This window comes from Sporosarcina sp. SAFN-015, assembly GCF_059415085.1.
This window is the reverse complement of sequence record NZ_JBPFDR010000001.1, coordinates 425,168-444,526: the sequence shown is the minus strand read 5'-3', so window position 1 is coordinate 444,526 and position 19,359 is coordinate 425,168. Positions and strand designations below refer to the sequence as shown.

General features: G+C 47.0%; 20 protein-coding genes. 18 read left to right on the top strand and 2 right to left on the bottom strand.

Annotation, left to right across the window (positions count from 1 at the left end):
- Window positions 1-145 precede the first annotated feature (145 nt).
- Window positions 146-1,162, bottom strand: coding sequence for a LytTR family transcriptional regulator DNA-binding domain-containing protein (locus tag ACR65H_RS02015; RefSeq protein ID WP_440498385.1), 1,017 nt, complete (start codon window positions 1,160-1,162; stop codon window positions 146-148).
- A gap of 249 nt (window positions 1,163-1,411) precedes the next feature.
- Between ACR65H_RS02015 and ric the strand changes: the two genes are divergently transcribed.
- The 12 genes from ric (at window position 1,412) to ACR65H_RS01955 (ending at window position 14,717) form a co-directional block, all read left to right on the top strand.
- A complete protein-coding gene (gene ric, locus ACR65H_RS02010) occupies window positions 1,412-2,110 on the top strand; it encodes an iron-sulfur cluster repair di-iron protein (RefSeq protein WP_440498384.1) in 699 nt (232 codons plus the stop codon).
- A 187-nt stretch (window positions 2,111-2,297) separates the two neighbouring features.
- Complete coding sequence (locus ACR65H_RS02005; RefSeq protein ID WP_440498585.1) at window positions 2,298-5,969, top strand: nitrate reductase subunit alpha; 3,672 nt, start codon at window positions 2,298-2,300, stop codon at window positions 5,967-5,969.
- Complete coding sequence (gene narH, locus ACR65H_RS02000) at window positions 5,959-7,557, top strand: nitrate reductase subunit beta (RefSeq protein WP_440498383.1); 1,599 nt, start codon at window positions 5,959-5,961, stop codon at window positions 7,555-7,557. Before ACR65H_RS02005 ends, narH begins: the two co-directional genes overlap by 11 nt.
- The gene (gene narJ, locus ACR65H_RS01995; protein WP_440498382.1) at window positions 7,550-8,119 is read left to right on the top strand and encodes a nitrate reductase molybdenum cofactor assembly chaperone; all 570 of its coding nucleotides are present in this window, start codon (window positions 7,550-7,552) and stop codon (window positions 8,117-8,119) included. Before narH ends, narJ begins: the two co-directional genes overlap by 8 nt.
- On the top strand, window positions 8,112-8,804 hold the full coding sequence (gene narI / locus ACR65H_RS01990) for a respiratory nitrate reductase subunit gamma (protein ID WP_440498381.1): 693 nt from the start codon (window positions 8,112-8,114) through the stop codon (window positions 8,802-8,804). Before narJ ends, narI begins: the two co-directional genes overlap by 8 nt.
- Before the next feature lie 26 nt (window positions 8,805-8,830).
- Window positions 8,831-9,307, top strand: a complete 477-nt coding sequence (locus tag ACR65H_RS01985; protein WP_440498380.1) for a GAF domain-containing protein — start codon at window positions 8,831-8,833, stop codon at window positions 9,305-9,307.
- Complete coding sequence (locus ACR65H_RS01980) at window positions 9,291-10,358, top strand: sensor histidine kinase (RefSeq protein WP_440498379.1); 1,068 nt, start codon at window positions 9,291-9,293, stop codon at window positions 10,356-10,358. The genes ACR65H_RS01985 and ACR65H_RS01980 overlap by 17 nt, the downstream gene beginning before the upstream one ends.
- Complete coding sequence (locus ACR65H_RS01975) at window positions 10,355-11,002, top strand: response regulator (protein WP_440498378.1); 648 nt, start codon at window positions 10,355-10,357, stop codon at window positions 11,000-11,002. The genes ACR65H_RS01980 and ACR65H_RS01975 overlap by 4 nt, the downstream gene beginning before the upstream one ends.
- A gap of 15 nt (window positions 11,003-11,017) precedes the next feature.
- Window positions 11,018-11,545 carry a hemerythrin domain-containing protein gene (locus ACR65H_RS01970; RefSeq protein ID WP_440498377.1) on the top strand — a complete coding sequence of 176 codons (528 nt, stop codon included), beginning with the start codon at window positions 11,018-11,020 and terminating at the stop codon, window positions 11,543-11,545.
- Between the two features lie 65 nt (window positions 11,546-11,610).
- Window positions 11,611-13,101 (top strand): nitrate/nitrite transporter, encoded by a 1,491-nt coding sequence (locus ACR65H_RS01965; RefSeq protein ID WP_440498376.1) that lies wholly within the window; start codon window positions 11,611-11,613, stop codon window positions 13,099-13,101.
- Between the two features lie 68 nt (window positions 13,102-13,169).
- On the top strand, window positions 13,170-14,189 hold the full coding sequence (locus ACR65H_RS01960) for a ThiF family adenylyltransferase (protein WP_440498375.1): 1,020 nt from the start codon (window positions 13,170-13,172) through the stop codon (window positions 14,187-14,189).
- A 15-nt stretch (window positions 14,190-14,204) separates the two neighbouring features.
- Window positions 14,205-14,717: a MogA/MoaB family molybdenum cofactor biosynthesis protein gene (locus tag ACR65H_RS01955; protein ID WP_440498374.1), complete on the top strand. Its 513-nt coding sequence runs from the start codon at window positions 14,205-14,207 to the stop codon at window positions 14,715-14,717.
- Between the two features lie 11 nt (window positions 14,718-14,728).
- Here the strand turns inward: ACR65H_RS01955 and moaC are convergent, their stop codons facing one another.
- Window positions 14,729-15,226, bottom strand: coding sequence for a cyclic pyranopterin monophosphate synthase MoaC (gene moaC / locus ACR65H_RS01950; protein WP_440498373.1), 498 nt, complete (start codon window positions 15,224-15,226; stop codon window positions 14,729-14,731).
- Between the two features lie 61 nt (window positions 15,227-15,287).
- On the opposite strand from moaC, the gene ACR65H_RS01945 reads away from it, so the two are divergent.
- Genes ACR65H_RS01945 through moaA form a run of 6 tightly spaced genes read left to right on the top strand, consistent with a single transcriptional unit; the run spans window position 15,288 to window position 19,304 of the window.
- Entirely contained in the window at window positions 15,288-16,544 is a 1,257-nt protein-coding gene (locus ACR65H_RS01945; protein WP_440498372.1) for a molybdopterin molybdotransferase MoeA, read from the top strand.
- Window positions 16,532-17,053 carry a molybdopterin-guanine dinucleotide biosynthesis protein B gene (mobB, locus tag ACR65H_RS01940; protein ID WP_440498371.1) on the top strand — a complete coding sequence of 174 codons (522 nt, stop codon included), beginning with the start codon at window positions 16,532-16,534 and terminating at the stop codon, window positions 17,051-17,053. Before ACR65H_RS01945 ends, mobB begins: the two co-directional genes overlap by 13 nt.
- Window positions 17,040-17,486 (top strand): molybdenum cofactor biosynthesis protein MoaE, encoded by a 447-nt coding sequence (locus ACR65H_RS01935; protein WP_440498370.1) that lies wholly within the window; start codon window positions 17,040-17,042, stop codon window positions 17,484-17,486. Before mobB ends, ACR65H_RS01935 begins: the two co-directional genes overlap by 14 nt.
- A complete protein-coding gene (moaD, locus tag ACR65H_RS01930; protein WP_440498369.1) occupies window positions 17,483-17,716 on the top strand; it encodes a molybdopterin converting factor subunit 1 in 234 nt (77 codons plus the stop codon). Before ACR65H_RS01935 ends, moaD begins: the two co-directional genes overlap by 4 nt.
- Entirely contained in the window at window positions 17,716-18,288 is a 573-nt protein-coding gene (gene mobA / locus ACR65H_RS01925) for a molybdenum cofactor guanylyltransferase (RefSeq protein WP_440498368.1), read from the top strand. The genes moaD and mobA overlap by 1 nt, the downstream gene beginning before the upstream one ends.
- 5 nt (window positions 18,289-18,293) lie before the next feature.
- A complete protein-coding gene (gene moaA / locus ACR65H_RS01920; RefSeq protein WP_440498367.1) occupies window positions 18,294-19,304 on the top strand; it encodes a GTP 3',8-cyclase MoaA in 1,011 nt (336 codons plus the stop codon).
- Window positions 19,305-19,359: the final 55 nt, after the last annotated feature.

Here is a 19,359-nt window from a genome sequence, read left to right as displayed (position 1 = left end):
AGGGTGAGTAGAGCAAATTCCACCGTGAGTGAACCGTATTTAAATGTGGATTTTCCGCTCCGTGTCATGAACGGAGTATTTCCCGAGCTGAAACGTCGGATACTGTCAAAATATTTCCGGGGAAATAATACAATTTTCTACAAATTTATATGCCAAGCATCTCTTTTAACTCCACCATCTTTGTTTTTGACAATGGTATTGTCGATTTTTCGGCATCATCCAAAACAAGGCTATAGCTGTTCCTCGTCCAAGTGATGACTTCTCGCACTTTCTGCAAATTTACAATGTACGAACGGTGGCAACGGAAGAAACCGAATGGGAGTAGTCGTGATTCTAATTCATTCAACGTAGAAACAGAAGGGAAGGCTTCTCCTTTAATATGCAAAAAGGATTGTCCTTCATTGCTTTCAATATAATCGATCTCAGGTGGGTCAAATAAAACAATCTTTTCATTAACCTTCGTTGGTATCTTTTCTAATCGGACAGGTACGATCGATTCGGCCGCGGTTGGTGAATCTTCTATTTCTTTATCTTCATCCGTTGCAGTATGTACTGGATGCAGTCCGTTTTCATCCAAACGGAAGATTTCGTCGGCAGCTGTTACAGCGCTTTCCATATTTCCCGTCAAAATGAATGCGCTGCGACCGTCTAGTTTGAGTTTTTGAAGAACAGAAATGAAAATCCGTTTTGATTCCAAATCAATATTTTGATCAGGTTCCTCGAAAATGCAAATAGTTGGGTTTTGCATTAGTAAAAGGGCAAGTTGAACTCGTTTTCGTTCCGAAAAGGACAAGTTCTTTATTTTTACACGGCGTTTTGAATCCAATTGAGCAGTCTGAATAGCGTCCTCGATGGATTGATTTGATGTATAAAGCTGTTTTGTGAAACGTACCATTTCCTCCACTGATAAACGTTCATATAGTCCGTCATGAAGAAAGTAAAAACCGATTTTTGTTTTGTTTTCTGAAATGCCGCTGTCCCCAATACGTATTTCGCCGTTCGATAGCTTGGATTTTTCAAGCAATAGCTCAATCAGCTGCTCGCGCACATTGACGCTCGAATAGACGGCAACGACTTTTCCTAAGTCGATTGATAAATCAAATGAAGGGAAAACGACAGAATCATGAATTCTCTTTTCCGCGTTAATAAATTGAAGTGACACCTAAAATCCCCCGTTTTAAAAGTCTATTTATTAAAAGTAGTATACCAGTTATTTCTATTGTGAATGAACCCTCTAACCTTTTTGAACAATTTATGACACCTGTAAAACTGTGATATACATCACATCTTAGGCTCGAAGAGTCATCTATGATGGAGTAGACGGAAGGGAAATAGGCAATTCCCTAATATCGCTTCCGCAGTCCATTCATTAACATGTAAATCGAAAAGAAAATTCGGGGAGGAATTCATTATGTCTTCACTTACCATCGATACTCGCGTCTCGGATATTGTCACGGCATTGCCTCAAAGCGCAGACTTGTTCAGAAGTCTTCGCATCGACTATTGTTGCGGCGGAAAGATTCCATTGAAGGATGCGGCAGAGCAGCGGAACTTGAATCCTTTAGAAGTTTTAAACAGCATCCATTCAATAGAAGAGAAACGGGAAAACCGTCTGAGCATGGAAGCTTCTTCATTTGGGGAAAAGACATTGATCGCCTATATTCAGGAGAAATATCATGAAAGCTTGCGTGAGGAGCTGCCGATGCTTGCGCCTTATATTACGAAGGTAGCCCGGGTGCATGGTGAAAATCATCCGCATTTACTGCGAGTGCAAGAGATTTTCAAAGCGTTGCGCGAAGAGTTGCTGAACCACACGTTTGATGAAGATCAAAATGTTTTCCCTCTTATTCTAGAGTTTTTAAATAATCCGACTGCCGAAGTGAAAGAGCAATTGAAGACTCACGTATCTGAGCTGGAAGCGGAGCATGACAATGCGGGGCGCCTGCTTTATGAACTAAGGGAAATTACTGACAACTTTACGCCTCCAGAAGGGGCTTGCGGAACATATCGACTCGTTTATGCAAGGCTTGAGCAGCTTGAAAAAGATACATTTGAACATGTGCATCTTGAGAATAACGTTTTGTTTGAGCGAGTTGCGAAAGCGTTGTAATTAAAAAAGCTGCCAAAACGGCGGCTTTTTTTTTAAATTAGTGGATTACCTGGACGGATATAGGGAAAACCCTAATGGAACTATTCCGATTAATCTATAACATTAAGGGTATAAGGTAAAGGTAGGTATGTCGATTTCCCCTATCTGCACGTCATTCTGATTAAAGGAGTGAAAATATTCAATGTCCATGAACAAGTTTAGTATGAAGTATTTCAAACCGGTTGAACGTTATTCTGGAAACTGGTCTGTACTCGAAGAGAAAAGCAGGGATTGGGAGAATATGTATCGCCAAAGGTGGTCCCATGACAAAGTTGTCCGCACGACGCATGGCGTTAACTGTACCGGTTCCTGCAGCTGGAAAGTGTTTGTGAAGAACGGAATTATTACGTGGGAGAACCAGCAGATCGATTATCCTTCATGTGGTCCCGACATGCCTGAATTCGAGCCGAGGGGTTGTCCGCGGGGAGCATCCTTCTCATGGTACGAGTACAGTCCGTTGCGGGTGAAATATCCATACATACGGGGGAAGTTGTGGCGTATGTGGAGCCGGGCGCTTTCAGAACATAAAGATCCGATCAAGGCGTGGGCAAGTATCGTGGAAGACCCTGCGAAGACTGCTGAATATAAGAAAGCGCGCGGCAAGGGCGGACATGTGAGAATCCATTGGCGCGATGCGAAAATCTTGATAGCCGCTCAATTGATTTACACTATCCAGAAATATGGACCTGACCGTATTGCGGGCTTTACGCCGATTCCTGCGATGTCAATGGTCAGCTATGCGTCGGGCGCGCGTTTCCTATCGCTGTTAGGCGGGGAAATGTTGAGCTTCTACGATTGGTATGCGGATCTTCCGCCATCTTCACCGCAAATTTGGGGCGAGCAGACAGACGTTCCGGAATCTAGCGACTGGTTCAACGCCGGCTATATTATCATGTGGGGCTCGAACGTTCCGTTGACGAGGACGCCGGATGCGCACTTCATGACAGAAGTCCGTTATAAAGGGACGAAAACCGTATCCGTCGCACCGGATTATGCGGAAAGCGTCGTCCATGCAGATGACTGGATCGCGCCGAACCCTGGCTCTGATGCAGCGGTTGCTCAAGCGATGACCCATGTCATTTTGGATGAATTTTATGAACAGCGGAAAGAACCGATGTTCCTCGATTATGCGAAGCAATATACGGATATGCCATTCCTCATTACGCTTGATGAGCATAACAATGCTTACAAAGCAGGGCGCTTCGTACGTGCGAGCGATTTAGGACAGGAGAGCGAACACGCCGAATGGAAGCCGGTCATCATTGATGGTGCGAAAAATGAAATCATCGTTCCAAACGGGACAATGGGGCAACGCTGGGAAAAAGATGCAAAATGGAACCTGATCCTTGAAAACGAAGATGGAACGAAAGTGGATCCGGTGTTATCTGTACTTGACCAAGGCGCTGAATGGAGAGAAATCCAATTCCCTTACTTCGATAATGCGGGGAATGGAGTCTTCACACGTGCAATTCCTGCGAAGAAAGTAAAATTTGCGGATGGCACGGAGCGACTTGTTGCAACTGTATATGACGTCATGATGAGCCAATATGGAATTAGAAGATCGGGCAGCAAATGGGATGCAAAAGGCTACGATGATACAGACTCACTTTATACGCCTGCCTGGCAGCAAAAAGTGACGAACGTCAAACCGGAGCTCGTCATCCAGATCGCTCGTGAATTTGCACAGAACGCCTTGGATACAGGCGGACGTTCAATGATCATCATGGGAGCAGGCATCAATCACTGGTTCAATAGCGACACGATCTATCGAGCCATACTTAATCTAGTTACCCTTACTGCGTCACAAGGAAACAACGGAGGCGGATGGGCGCATTATGTCGGACAGGAAAAATGCCGTCCGATCGAAGGATGGAGCACAATCGCTTTTGCTAGAGACTGGCAAGCTCCTCCACGTTTGCAAAACGCAACGTCATTCTTCTATTTTGCGACAGACCAATGGAAATACGAAGAAGGCGGCACAAGTGCATTGGCATCTCCGCTAGGTAAGAAATCGCGTTATGAACATCCAGCGGATTACAATGTGCTTGCCGCAAGACTTGGATGGTTGCCATCCTATCCTCAATTCAACAGGAACAGCTTGCAGTTGACTGAGGAAGCACGACAGGCGGGCAACACGACGACCGAAGAAATCGCAAAATATATGGTCGATCAATTGAAAACCGGTAAACTCAATTTTGCTATCGAAGATCCGGATGCACCGGAAAACTTCCCAAGATCACTTTTCGTTTGGCGTTCGAACCTCGTTTCGAGCTCCGCGAAAGGGCAGGAATACTTCATGAAGCATCTATTCGGGGCTTCCTCAGGGTTGATTGCACAGCCGAATGAAGATATGAAGCCGGAAGAAATCGTTTGGCGCGATGAAGTGGAAGGGAAGCTGGACCTTCTCGTAGCACTCGATTTCAGGATGACAGCAACACCATTATACGCCGATATCGTATTGCCAGCGGCGACTTGGTACGAAAAAGTGGATTTATCCTCAACCGATATGCATCCATTCGTCCATCCTTTCAATCCTGCTGTCGATCCGCTATGGGAATCGCGTTCAGACTGGGATATTTTCCGTTCACTTGCCGAATCGTTTGCTGAAATGGCGAAAACACATTTGCCTGGTGTCTACAAAGACTTAGTGACAACGCCGCTCGGACATGATTCTATGCAAGAAATCGCTCAACCTTACGGGGAAGTGAAGGATTGGAAAAAAGGAGAGGTCGAGCCGATTCCAGGCAAGACGATGCCGGGCATGACAATTGTCGAACGTGATTATACGAAGGTGTATGACAAGTACATCACGCTCGGTCCAATGCTTGCTACTGGAAAAGTGGGCGCTCACGGCGTCTCATTCTCGGTTGCGGAAGAGTATGAATTAATGAAAGGCATTAATGGCGTGTACACAGACGGAACGATCAAGGACGGCTTGCCAAAATTGTATACGGCGAAAAATGCAGCGGAAGCGATGCTCACCCTTTCATCCGCAACGAACGGACGCGTTTCACAACGTGCTTTCGAAGCGGCAGAACAGGATACAGGCGTAGAGCTGAAGGATATTTCAGCAGACCGGGCAGCGGAACGGTTCACATTTGCCAATATTACAGCCCAGCCGAGAGAAGTCATCCCGACACCTGTCTTCAGCGGCTCGAATAAAATGGGCAGACGCTATTCGCCATTCACGACGAACATTGAAAGGCTCGTGCCGTTCAGGACGTTGACGGGAAGACAGCATTTCTATCTTGACCATGAATTGTTCATGGATTTCGGAGAATCATTGCCGGTTTACAAGCCGACATTGCCGCCGATGGTATTAGGTCCGCGGGATAAACCGATTGTTGGCGGACAGGATGCACTCGTCCTCAGATATTTGACGCCGCACGGCAAGTGGAACATCCACTCGACGTACCAAGATAATCAGCATATGTTGACGTTGTTCCGTGGAGGTCCGACCGTCTGGATTTCTGATCTCGACGCAAAGGAGCATGGCATCGACGACAATGCATGGCTTGAAGTGTACAACCGGAACGGTGTCGTGACAGCGAGGGCCGTTGTCAGTCACAGAATACCTAAAGGCACGATGTTCATGTATCATGCGCAAGATAAGCATATCCAAGTTCCAGGCTCTGAAATTACGGAGGAGCGGGGCGGAAGCCATAATGCACCGACTCGTATCCATATGAAACCAACACAAATGGTCGGCGGTTATGCTCAGCTGAGTTACGGATTCAATTATTACGGACCGATCGGAAACCAGCGTGATGAATACGTGGCGGTCCGCAAGATGAAGGAGGTCAACTGGCTTGAAAATTAAAGCACAAGTAGCAATGGTCATGAATCTGGACAAATGCATCGGCTGCCATACGTGCAGCGTGACATGCAAAACGGCATGGACGAATCGGGAAGGCGCCGAATATATGTGGTTCAACAACGTGGAGACAAAGCCGGGCATCGGTTATCCAAAACGTTGGGAGGATCAGGAAATTTACAAAGGCGGCTGGAATCTACGAAATGGAAAGCTTGAATTGAAATCAGGTTCGAAGCTTTCGAAAATCGCATTAGGGAAAATCTTCTACAATCCGGATATGCCGGAAATCAAAGAGTTTTACGAGCCGTGGACATACGACTATGAAAAGTTGACGATGGCTCCTGAAAGCGAACATACGCCAGTTGCACGTGCGAAATCAGTCATTTCCGGAGACTATATGGACTTGGAGTGGGGGCCGAACTGGGAAGACCAGTTGGCTGGCGGCCATATTACCGGTCCAAAAGATCCGAACATCGAAAAAATTGAAGAAGAAGTCAAATTCAATTTCGAGCAAGCATTCATGATGTATTTGCCTCGTCTTTGTGAACACTGCCTCAACCCGAGCTGTGTCGCTTCCTGTCCTGCTGGAGCGATCTACAAGCGGGAAGAGGACGGCATTGTGCTCGTCGACCAGGAAGCATGCCGCGGATGGCGTTATTGCATGACGGGCTGCCCTTACAAAAAAGTATATTTCAACTGGAAAACGAACAAAGCGGAGAAATGTACATTCTGCTTCCCGCGCATCGAATCCGGTTTGCCGACAGTCTGCTCGGAGACGTGTACAGGAAGGATTCGCTATTTGGGCGTTCTGCTCTATGACGCTGACCGTGTGCTTGAAGCGGCATCAACTCCAGATCCGCAAGACTTGTACAAGGCGCAATGCGATTTATTCCTCGATCCAAATGATCCTGAAGTGATCGAGCAGGCACGGAAAGATGGCATTTCAGAGGACTGGATCAATGCAGCGAAAAATTCACCGGTCTATAAACTGGCGATCGAATACAAACTTGCATTCCCGCTTCATCCGGAATACCGCACATTGCCGATGGTTTGGTATGTGCCGCCACTAAGCCCGATCATGAACTACTTTGAAGGAAAAGATTCAATTAAAAATCCTGATATGATTTTCCCTGCAATCGAAGAGATGAGAATTCCGATTCAATACTTGGCAAATATGCTAACGGCAGGTGATACGGAAACCGTGAAAGAAGGACTTCAGCGAATGGCGATGATGCGCTCCTATATGCGTGCAGTTTCGTCCGGCAAGGAATTTGACGAATCCAGACTTGACCGTGTCGGCTTGACGGCCCAACAGACGAAGCAAATGTATCGATTGCTCGCAATTGCGAAATACGAAGATCGCTTCGTTATCCCGACTTCCCATAAGGAAGGAACGATGAACGTCTATCGTTCACAAGGATCTGCTGGTTATAACGAACAGATGGGCACATATGGCGAAAGCATTACACAAAACCAATTCAGCTACTCGATGGTGGGCGGTACCGATTGTGACGGATGCGGACCTGTCTCCCCAGGAAAAACAGGCAAGGAGATTTACGAAGAAAACTTCTATGGAGGGATCTGGCGTGATTAATCTAGACCGCTTATACGAAGAAAAAAGCGTCTTTGGCTTTTTCGCCAGCCAGTTGTCCTACCCGGAAAAAATCACATATCATCCGTCGGTATTGGAAGAGTCGATCGACTCTTCCGATCCCTCCTATCCCGAAGTAAAGCGTTATTGGGATTTAATGCATGAACATAGTCTAGAAGAAATTCAAGAGATGTATATTAATACGTTTGATTTTCAAAAAGATTGTACGCTTTTTATGACCTATGTGAAATATGAAGACTCGAAGGAACGCGGGCAAATGCTAGCCCGGTTGAAAGTGCTTTACGAAATGTTCGGGCTTGTCATGCCGGATAATGAATTATCGGATTTACTTCCGCTCATGTGTGAATTCATCTATGCAGCGGAATGGAGAGGGGATCCTCGTGCCCAACAAAGTTTTTCCATGCTGTTGGCTGTGTTGGAGGACGGATCCTATCATTTGATGAAGGCTCTTGAAAAGTATGAGAGCCCATACTTCCACCTCATCAAAGGGATGAGGGAGGTATTCAAGTCTTGTATCCAACAGGAGGTTCCTGCCAATGAGTAACCAATTTTTGTGGGTGATTTTCCCTTATATTTGCATGGCAGTATTCGTCGTAGGCCATATTTTCAGGTATCGGCACGACAAGTTTGGATGGACCGCAAAGTCGAGTGAATTTATCGAGAAGAAACAACTGATGATCGGCAGCTTGCTTTTCCATATCGGTATTATTCCCGTTATTCTCGGGCATGTTGCGGGTCTTGGCATACCGAAAGAGTGGACGCGTGCGCTTGGCGTCAGTGACCATATGTATCATATGGGAGCAATTTGGGGCGGGGGATTTTTCGGCGTCGTCACACTTGCCGGAATGCTGATCCTAACAGCACGGCGTATTACCCACCGGAATGTACGGAAGCTCTCCTCGGCTTCTGACATCATCGTCAACTGCCTACTTCTATTCATCGTATTTATCGGTTGTTATGCTTCTTTAGTGACGAATAACTTGAACCCAGGATTCGATTATCGTGATTCCATTTCGGTTTGGTTCCGATCCTTGCTGATCTTCAGGCCTGAAGCAGGGTATATGGCTCCCGTTCCATTGACATTCAAGCTGCATATTTTGACGGGTTTCCTCATTTTCGCGATGTGGCCGTTCACAAGACTTGTCCACGTATGGAGCGTGCCATTGAATTATGTCGGCAGGAGCTATATTCTGTATAGAAGATCGCCTGTAAAAACAGGCAAAAGATAAACGGTTTTCCATAGGGAGCAATGGTGATGAAAGAACGGTCGGGATTTAATTACGAGCAAGAGATTGAGCGTTTAAAAGAATTATTCGGATTCGATTTCGTTGGCATAGCGCTCGTCCAATCGCCGGAACGTCGATTTGAATTGAGATGGGTGTATGTGACGGGAAATCGCAGCGAGCGCTATCGGCGCATTACATTGCAATCGGGTAAAGGGATAGCAGGAATTGTCTTTAAGACGGGCAAGCCGATGTATGTCAAAGATGCAGATGAAGAATGGAGTGCAGGCGACCTATTCAATTATCCGATTGTTTCTATTGAAGGGCTCAAAAGTTTAGGAGCGATCCCCCTCTATCAAGACAATCGTGTGAAAGGCGTCATGCTTGTCGGATACCGTTCTGGCGGGCAGCTGACCGAAGAACAGTTCGGGCAGTTCCGGCAAGAGATCGGGACGGAATTCGGCCCATTTTACAATAAGGAGATGGTGAAGGATGAGTCGAAACAGTAATATGCATTTGTCGGATTTATTAATGAAACTCTACGGCAATTCCGATGAAGCCATCTTCTTCTTCGATCGGCAAGGGAAGACGCTAGCGATGAATTCCGCTGCGGAAGAAATCATCGATAAAGATGTTTATGACCAAATGATGGCGGGCAGCACGAAAGCCATCTGCACAGTATGCAAAGGCTTTACAAGCTCAGATGAACCACGGACTTGCGTCTCTTGCTATATGTCTAATCCGGATGAGGATATTAGCTCCTTCCAAGTGTATTTCGAGACAAAAGGCAGGGGACTCATCCCTTATACCGGAAGCATCCAGACAATTGATGAAGAAACGGGAACCCGGGTCTTCATGCTGAGAGATTTGACGCAGCAAATTAAGACACAAGAAGAACTGAATCAGAAACTGATGATGAAACGAGTGATCAAAGCTCAAGAGGACGAGCGGAAGCGGCTTTCCCGGGAGCTTCATGACAGCGTAGCACAGGAAATGCTTAGCTCGTTAGTCGATTTACGTGTCTTGAAATATATGAATATCGAAGAGGATGTTTTGAAGAAAGTGCAGCAAACAGAAGGTTCGCTCATGCGGTTATTGGATGACATTCGCCACCTATCCGTCGAGCTGCGTCCTGCCACTCTGGATGATTTAGGGCTGGAGGCGGCTTTCCGTACTCATTTCAAATGGGTGGAAAAAAATTACGGACTCGTCATCCATTTTAATCCGGAGCTCGAATCAAAACGGTATGAAGGCGAAATCGAGACGGTCGTCTACCGGATCTGCCAGGAAGCTGTATTCAATGCGTTAAAATATGCAGATGTCGATGAAATGGTTGTCCGCTTGTACGAAACGGAAGGGTTGCTTCATTTATTGATCATGGATGAAGGAAAAGGATTCGAGCTGAAAAATACGGATCCGAAAGGTACGGGTTTAGGTCTCTATAGCATGAATGAGCGTGCAGAACTTGTTGAAGGGCGCCTTCAAATCCGTTCCGAGATCGGGAAAGGGACGGTCATCCAATTGGAAGTCCCGATTGCTAAAGGAGGGGTTGACGATTGAAGATCATCATTGCAGATGATCATGCGGTCGTCCGCAGCGGGTTCATGCACATTTTGAATTATCAAGACGATATGGAAGTCGTAGCGACCGCCGCTGATGGATTGGAAGCGTATGAACTAGTGGCGAAGCATCGCCCAGACATTTTGCTCATGGATTTGAGCATGCCTCCCGGGGAGAGTGGTTTGATTGCCACAGGGAAAATTAAAGAGGATTTTCCTGAAACGAAAGTCGTCATTCTGACAATGCACGATGACGAAGAATATCTTTTCCATGTATTGAAAAACGGAGCTTCCGGGTATGTATTAAAAAACTCTCCCGACGAAGAACTGCTTTCCGCGTTACGAACTGTATATGACGGGGGGACTTACATCCATCCTTCGATGGCGACCTCTCTCGTGCGTCAATTCGTAACAAAGGATTTCAATGAAGCCGAAACGGATCCTTATAAAATCCTTTCGAGAAGGGAAATCGAAGTCCTTCCGTTAGTCGCGAAAGGCTATGGGAATAAGGAGATTGCAGAAATGCTGTATATCTCCGTCAAGACAGTTGAGGCGCATAAATCGAAGATCATGGAAAAATTGGATTTGAAGAGCAGGCCGGAGCTTGTGGAATATGCATTACGCAAGAAGTTCCTGAACTTCTAACAGGAGGTGCAAAGTTTGACGACAGCGAAACAATTCAAATTTGAACTGCCTGCATTGCGGGTGCTCGAAAACGAACATAATTATTTGTCTTATTTAATGGATGGCTGGCATGCAATCGTCCTTGGTTTCGAGAGGGATATTTACAATGCGGAAGAAGCGAGGGAAGCTTTGCAGACGTTGCGAAAACTTATCATTGAATTTATCGATCCGCTAAAAAATCATACGGAGAAAGAAGAGGAGTTCCTTTTTCCGATGCTATCAAAATATATCGGAGATGAGCAAGGCCCAATCCTGGCGCTAGAAGAGGAACATGAAGAGATCGATGCGTATATCGGCCATTTCCTCCATCATACACGCGGGAATCTTGAAGAATTGTCCTTGCAGGAAATGAAGGACGTCGTCAAGGATGCCGGTGAAGCGTTTGAAGTGATTACGATCCACTTCGTAAAGGAACAGTCGATCGTCTTCCCGATGGTTATCAACACGCTTCGGATTACGGAGCAGGATCAGCTATTCAATGAACTGTACACATCCATCATTTGATTGTCGGTAAGCCTATGAGCCAATGGTTAAAGTAGTTCACTACTTTCAGAAATGGACTGATTTACATGAATAAAAAAATCCAATTACCTTTACAAACAGCTAACTTAGTAGTCGGTTTCATGGTATGGGTATTGATTTCCTCCCTCTTGCCATTCATTACAGAGGATATCTCCATTCCGCCTGAAAGACTGGCAATCGTAACAGCCGTCCCAGTAGTGTTGGGATCCATTTTACGGATTCCTCTAGGATACTATGCAAATATTTTCGGAGCAAGAATCATCTTCATGATCAGCTTCATCCTCCTTCTGTTCCCGGTGTTTTACATAAGTGAAACGTCTTCATTCACCGGGCTCATTATCGGGGGAACTTTCCTCGGAATCGGGGGAGCCGTATTCTCGGTAGGTGTAACATCCTTGCCGAAATATTATCCGAAAGAGAAGCACGGACTCGTCAACGGAATTTACGGGATGGGGAATATCGGTACAGCAGTATCGACGTTTGCCGCTCCCGTCATTGCGACGCAAATCGGATGGTCAATGACCGTTAAACTCTATTTGGTGCTATTGCTCATTTTTGCCGTCTTGAACTTCATTTTCGGCGATAAGCAAGAAACAAAGATTAAAACTCCGATTGTTGAACAGATCAAAGGCGTCTATAAGAATGAAAAGCTATGGTTCTTCTCTTTGTTCTACTTCATCACATTTGGCTCGTTCGTTGCATTTACAGTGTTCCTGCCGAATTTCCTTGTAACGTATTTTGGATTGGAAAAAGTCGATGCAGGTATGCGGACAGCAGGTTTCATTGTCGTGGCGACATTGCTTCGTCCTGTAGGCGGTTGGCTTGCGGATAGATTCCAGCCGTTGTTCCTATTGATGGGCGCTTTCGCAGGACTGACGTTGGCGGCGATCGTCTTGGCATTCTCGCCTGGCATCGGTCTCTATACAGTCGGCAGCATCTTAATTGCGGCTATGGCGGGGATCGGCAACGGTGTCATCTTCAAGCTCGTCCCATTCTATTTCAATAAACAAGCAGGGATTGTGAACGGGATTGTTTCCATGATGGGTGGACTCGGCGGATTTTTCCCTCCACTCTTGCTTGCAACAATCCATTCCATCACAGGTTCCTATTCGATCGGATTCATGGCTTTTTCCCAAGTCGCGCTAGTGAGCCTTGTCCTCGTCATCTGGCTGTATTATATGGATCGGTTGACGCTTGCAAAGGAAGTTTTTGATTCGACAGGACAAGGGATTCTTGTTACGAGTCCGAATGGTACAATATTGTCAGTAAATCCTGCATTTACACAACTTACAGGCTATACTGAAGAAGAGGTGATCGGCAGCAATCCGAATGTCCTCAGTTCCGGAAGGCAATCCAAGCAATTTTACACTACTATGTGGAGCATCATTGGTGAAGAGGGGTCTTGGCAAGGTGAAATTTGGAACAAGCGAAAAGACGGAACGGAATATTTGGAACTGTTGACAATCAATGCCGTTAAAAACGATGCGGGTGAAGTCGAGCGGTATGTCGGTACTTTCAGTGATATTACACCTTCATGATAAAAGGGCCGCCAAAGAAGGCGGCCTGCTTAAATTAGATATAGAGAATGTAAGGGAGTGAAGGGGAAGTGGGAACGAGATATTCACGCCAGACGCTTTTTAAGCCGATTGGCGAAGAAGGGCAAGAACGTTTGAAACATGCACACGTCATAGTCATCGGCTGCGGGGCGCTCGGATCCCCTATTTCCGAGACGCTAGTCAGAGCCGGAGTCGGCAAGCTGACGATAGCTGACCGCGATTATGTGGAAATGTCCAATTTGCAAAGGCAGCAAATGTTCACTGAACAGGACGCGCTAGACGGTGTCCCGAAAGTCGTCGCTGCGAAACGCAGATTAAAAGAGATTCGGCAAGACTGCGAAATACGGACTGTGCTTGATCATGTCGACGGTCCGTTGCTTGAACAGCTTACGGAAGATGCCGATTTGATCATGGATGCAACAGATAACTTTGAAACGAGACTACTTATGAATGATGTAGCCTGGAAGAAGGGAATTCCTTGGATTCATGGCGCGTGTGTCGGCAGTTCGGGAACTGTATTTCCATTCGTCCCGGGACGGTCGGCTTGTTTCCGTTGTCTGCTGCCAGTCCTCCCTTCGGTAAATGAAACTTGCGATACTGCTGGCATTATTGCACCTGCTGTCCAAATTGTAGCCGCTAGGCAGACCGCGGAGGCACTGAAGTGGCTGACGGGCAATAAGAATGCGATGATGACGAAACTGCTGCATTTCGATGTTTGGAATAACACACAAGTGGAAGCAGGCATTTCGCGGATCCGCAACGAACATTGCGAAACTTGCGGAGAATCACCTACATATCCTTCATTGAATCAACCGGAAGGAACGCATTATGCCATCCTATGCGGTAGAGAGACAGTCCAAATCATACCCGACAGCAGCCGGACGTTGTCTGTCGCGGACGGAGTGCAAGTGGCGGAACGACTGGGTTCAACATATCGGACAACGCCATTCTTCGTGGAATTCCATGCGGAAGGGTATCGATGTGTTTTATTCCAAAACGGTCGTTTGCTCATTCACGGGCTTAAAGATATGAAGCAAGGACGGAAGCTATACCATCAATTTTTCGGCTAATAGGGGGTGGATTGGATGTCGAATCTTACGGATAATGAAAAAAAGAAATCGATCGCCATCGCCGTCTTGACGGTGAGCGATACGCGGGATAAAGATACGGATAAAAGCGGGGGGACGATCATCCAGATGGCTGAGGATGCAGGTCACCATATTGAGGATTACCGGATTTGTACGGATGAATCGGTGGAAATCGCTCGAAACGTGGAGGAATGGCTAGGCAATTCCTCAATTGAAGCAATCATTATAACGGGTGGTTCAGGAATCGGCTTCCGCGATGTCACAATTGAGACGGTGACGCCGTATTTCACGAAGACGATCGATGGATTCGGGGAATTGTTCAGGTTCTTGAGCTACACGGAAGACGTGGGGTCAAAGGCGTTGCTGAGCCGAGCGACTGCGGGGTCGATCGACGAACATGTTTTATTCGCATTGCCGGGATCGTCGAAAGCGGTGAAATTGGCGATGGAAAAACTGATCCTTCCGGAGCTTCATCATATCGTGCATGAACTGACGAAGCATCGGAAGTAACCTAAAAGTTCTCATTCCATCGGAGATCGTTCGAAATCGCCGTTTTTTCCGCCGGTCTTTTTCAAAAGCATCGTCTGGCCGATGACCATCTCTTTGCCGGCCGCTTTACACATATCGTAAATCGTGAGGGCTGCTGCAGAAGCGGCGGTCAATGCTTCCATTTCAACGCCGGTCAGGCCTTTCGTCTTCACTTCGGCTTCGATGAGCACTTCGTAATGCGCCTTTGCTTCGTCGATTTGCCATTCAAAGCGGACGTCGACGCCGGTAAGGGCGAGCGGGTGGCACATCGGAATGATGGAAGATGTATTTTTCGCAGCCATAATTGCAGCGACTTGGGCGACGGCGAAGACATCGCCTTTTTTATTCGTCCCTTCCGTAATTTGGGAGTGGATCGTTTCATTCACGATGATGGAAGAAGCGGCGATGGCGGTTCTTGTCGTCACCGACTTATCGGAAACGTCAACCATCTTAGCGCGTCCCTGCTCGTTGAAATGCGTCAATTCGGACATTGGATTCAATCCCTTCAAACATAGTACATTTAGTATAGCAGAAGATAGGAGAGGAAACGTAATGGTGGAAATGAGAAAACCGATCCCCGTGGCAGAAGCTGTCAGGCTCGTAATGGAGCACGCAACACCTGTAGGGACAGAAATGATCGACCTCGAGCACGCATACGGAAGGATACTAGCTGAACCGATAATTGCAAAACACGATGTACCTCCTTTTGACCGATCACCTTATGATGGATTTGCAATTCGGTCGACCGATTCTGAAGGAGCATCTGGCGACAACCGGATTTCATTCAAAGTCATCGGGGAAATCGGCGCCGGTTATGTCGGAGACAAGCCGATCGGTGAAAAGGAAGCATATCGAATTATGACAGGCGCAAAAATTCCAGAAAATGCGGATGCTGTCATCATGCTTGAGCAGACAGTCGAAATGGAAGACGGATTTACGCTGCGGAAACCATTTGAGGCTGGCGAAAACATTTCGTACAAAGGCGAGGATGCGAAGGAAGGGGAGCTGCTAATCGAAGCAGGCTCACTCATCCATCCGGGGACTGTCGCATTGCTAGCAACGTTCGGGTATGCAAAAGTGGAAGTGGCGAAAAAGCCGGTTGCAGGAATATTGTCGACAGGGACAGAATTGTTAGAGGTGACGGATGAACTAGTGCCAGGAAAAATTCGGAATTCAAACGGTCCAATGATCCGCGCACAATTAACACGGATGGGCATCGAATGCCGCTCATATGGCATGATGGCGGACGACTTGGATGCATGTACGGCTGTCGTCGAGAAGGCGATTGCTGAAACCGATCTTCTGATTACGACGGGCGGTGTGTCGGTCGGTGATTATGATTATTTGCCCGCCATTTATGAACGGCTCGGCGCGAAGGTTTTATTCAACAAAGTCGCAATGCGTCCGGGCAGTGTAACGACTGTCGCAGTGCTTGGAAATAAATACTTATTCGGTCTTTCGGGCAATCCATCCGCTTGCTTCACAGGGTTTGAACTGTTTACTAGGCCTGCAATTCTTGGGATGATGGGAGGAGCAGCCCCTTATATGCCGAGAATGACGGCGAAATTGGGCGAGGACTTTACGAAGCCGAATCCATTTACGCGCTTCATCCGTGCGACTTGGAAATTGATGCCGGACGGAGTTGTTGCGGTGCCTGCGGGATTCAATAAATCAAATGCTGTATCGTCGATTGCACGAGGAAATTGCCTGATTGTCTTGCCTAGTGGAACGAGAGGATTTTCCGAAGGCGATGAAGTCGATATCCTGTTAATCGGCAGCGAACAAGGCGTCAGCGAATGGACGCTATGAAGACGTTGCACGTCGTCGGCTATAAAAATAGCGGAAAGACGACGTTGATTGCGAGATGGGTTTGTTTATTGAAAAAGAACGGTTTGTCTGTCGCGGTGCTGAAGCATCATGGGCATGGCGGGAAGCCGGATATGAGTGATTCCACAACCGACACAGCTCAGTTTTTAGCAAACGGAGCGGATGCGACGCTCGTAGCGGGTGGCGGAGCGATTCAATTCAGTTGGAATGAAGAGCCCGATTTTGAAAAACTTAAAGAATTAGCGACGATCGGAAAGCCGGATGTGTTATTAATTGAAGGATATAAAGGCGAGGTTGGAGATAAAGTAGTTTTGCTGCGGGATGAGGAAGATTGGGATACGCTCTGTCATTTGCAAGGGCGGCAGCTCGTGGTCGGGTGTCCGGAAATTTTAACGGATTACCCCCATATTCATTCGCGAGAGCAGATTGAACAGATTGACGAATGGTTTGTGAAGTGGATAGAAAGGGGAGATGGCGATGAAACAATATGAAATCGTAGAAACTCCGATAGAGGTTCAAAAATATATGGATTATGTGCTTCATCCTTCAGCCGGCGCAGTCACAGTTTTCACAGGCAATGTTCGGGAGTGGACGCACGGGGTAAAGACGCTTTACCTGTCGTATGAAGCCTACGTCCCGATGGCTGAAAAGAAAATGGCGGAAATCGGGGCGGAGATGGAAGAGAAATGGCCAGGTGTACGTGTCGCAATCGCACATCGAATCGGAGAACTACAAATATCAGATATTGCTGTCGTCATTGCTGTTTCTTCACCACACAGAAAAGCCGCTTACGAGGCGAATGAATATGCTATCGATCGCATCAAAGAAGTCGTGCCTATATGGAAGAAAGAAATTTGGGAAGACGGGGAAGAATGGATCGGTGCTCAGAAGAAATATCCTGAAAAGGGGGTAGAACAGTTATGATCAAAGTGAACTATTTTGCAAGGCTGCGGGAACTGACGGGAAAAGGTGAAGAGATGCTTAACCGTGATTCGATGACGGTATCTGAGTTGCTTGATTGGGCAGAAACGACTTACCCTGGCTTCGGAGCGGATAATGTCCAAGTGGCAGTGAATGAAGAATATGCATTGAAAGATGATGTCATAGAGTCAGGTGATGTTTGTGCATTCATTCCTCCGGTGAGCGGTGGCTGATGAAGACGGCTGGAATTGTTCTTGCTGGAGGTTTGTCAAGACGATTCGGTTCTCCAAAGGCATTTGCCGAGTGGGAGGGGCGTCCTTTCTATGAGTGGTCTCTGGAGGCTTTGTCTCCGTTTTGCGAAGATTGCATTGTCGTGACGCGCCCTGAATTGGTGGATCGTTTCCCTGAAAGCCTGCTTGTCACGACAGATAGGGAGCCTTTTGTGGGGCAAGGTCCGATTGCAGGAATTTTGTCTGGGATGGAAAGGCTGCCCGCCGAACGCTATCTCGTTCTTCCATGTGATATGCCTTTCATGACAGCTGACGTGATCAGGAGGTTGCTTGACTGTCATAGTTCTGGTGTGACTGCCGTCGTATTGGATGGAAAGCTTCACCCGCTCGTATCGGTGTGGGACGCTGTTGTCCTCCCGGATCTGCGCGAAGCGCTTGAAAATGGGAGGCGACGGGTAATGGATGTTCAAGAGAAACACGGTGTCCGGTGGATTGAAGGTGGATTGTTGACAGAAGACGACGCTAGTAAGGTTTTCATGAATGCGAACACTCCGGATGTCTTGGAAAGGAGTTGACGAGGATGAATCCGATTGTAGATAAATTAGGCCGGCCGATTCGAGATTTGCGAATTTCGGTGACAGACCGTTGTAATTTTAGATGCACATATTGCATGCCAAAAGAGATTTTCGGTGATGATTATATGTTCTTGCCAAAAAATGAGCTGTTATCATTTGAAGAAATGGAGCGATTCGCAAGGTTATTTGCGTCGCTCGGTGTGAAAAAGCTTCGATTAACAGGCGGAGAGCCTTTAATGCGGCGCGACCTTCCCGACTTGATTGGGAAGCTGACGAAGATTGAAGGAATCGAAGACATCGGATTGACGACGAATGGTGTTCTGCTCGGTCAATATGGGCAACCATTGTATGACGCGGGACTCCGTCGGTTGAATATGAGCCTTGACGCGATGGACCCCGAGCTGTTCGGGAAAATGAATGGGCGCGGCATTAAACCTGAGCTTATCTTAAAGAATATCGATCGCGCGAAGGAAATCGGCTTCACGATTAAAATGAATATGGTCGTGCAAAAAGGTGTGAATGAAAGCGAAATCCTTCCGATGGCGGCATATTTCAAGGAACGTGGCATTACATTGCGTTTCATCGAGTTCATGGACGTCGGCAATGACAACGGCTGGAGCTTCGAAAAGGTCGTGACGAAGAAGGAAATTTACGAAATGTTGCGCGTGGAATACGAAATGGAACCTGCCGAAGAGGAGTATTACGGCGAAGTGGCGAAACGGTACCGCTATTTGGACAACGGGGCTGAAGTCGGCTTTATTACATCGGTCTCGGAATCATTCTGCTCAACTTGTACGCGGGCACGGCTTTCATCGGATGGAAAGCTGTACACTTGCTTGTTCGCTTCATCCGGTTTTGATCTTCGGGAATTGATCCGCAGCGGCATGTCAGACGAAGAGTTGCTCGAAGCGATTACCGGCGTTTGGCAAGGCCGCGGCGACCGTTATTCTGACGAACGTACGGAACAGACGGTGAAAAATCGGAAGAAGATCAATATGAGTTATATTGGTGGATAAATGTAGGTGCTTCGCTGACGGCGGAGCACTTTTTGATTGTTTTCAAGTAGGTCTT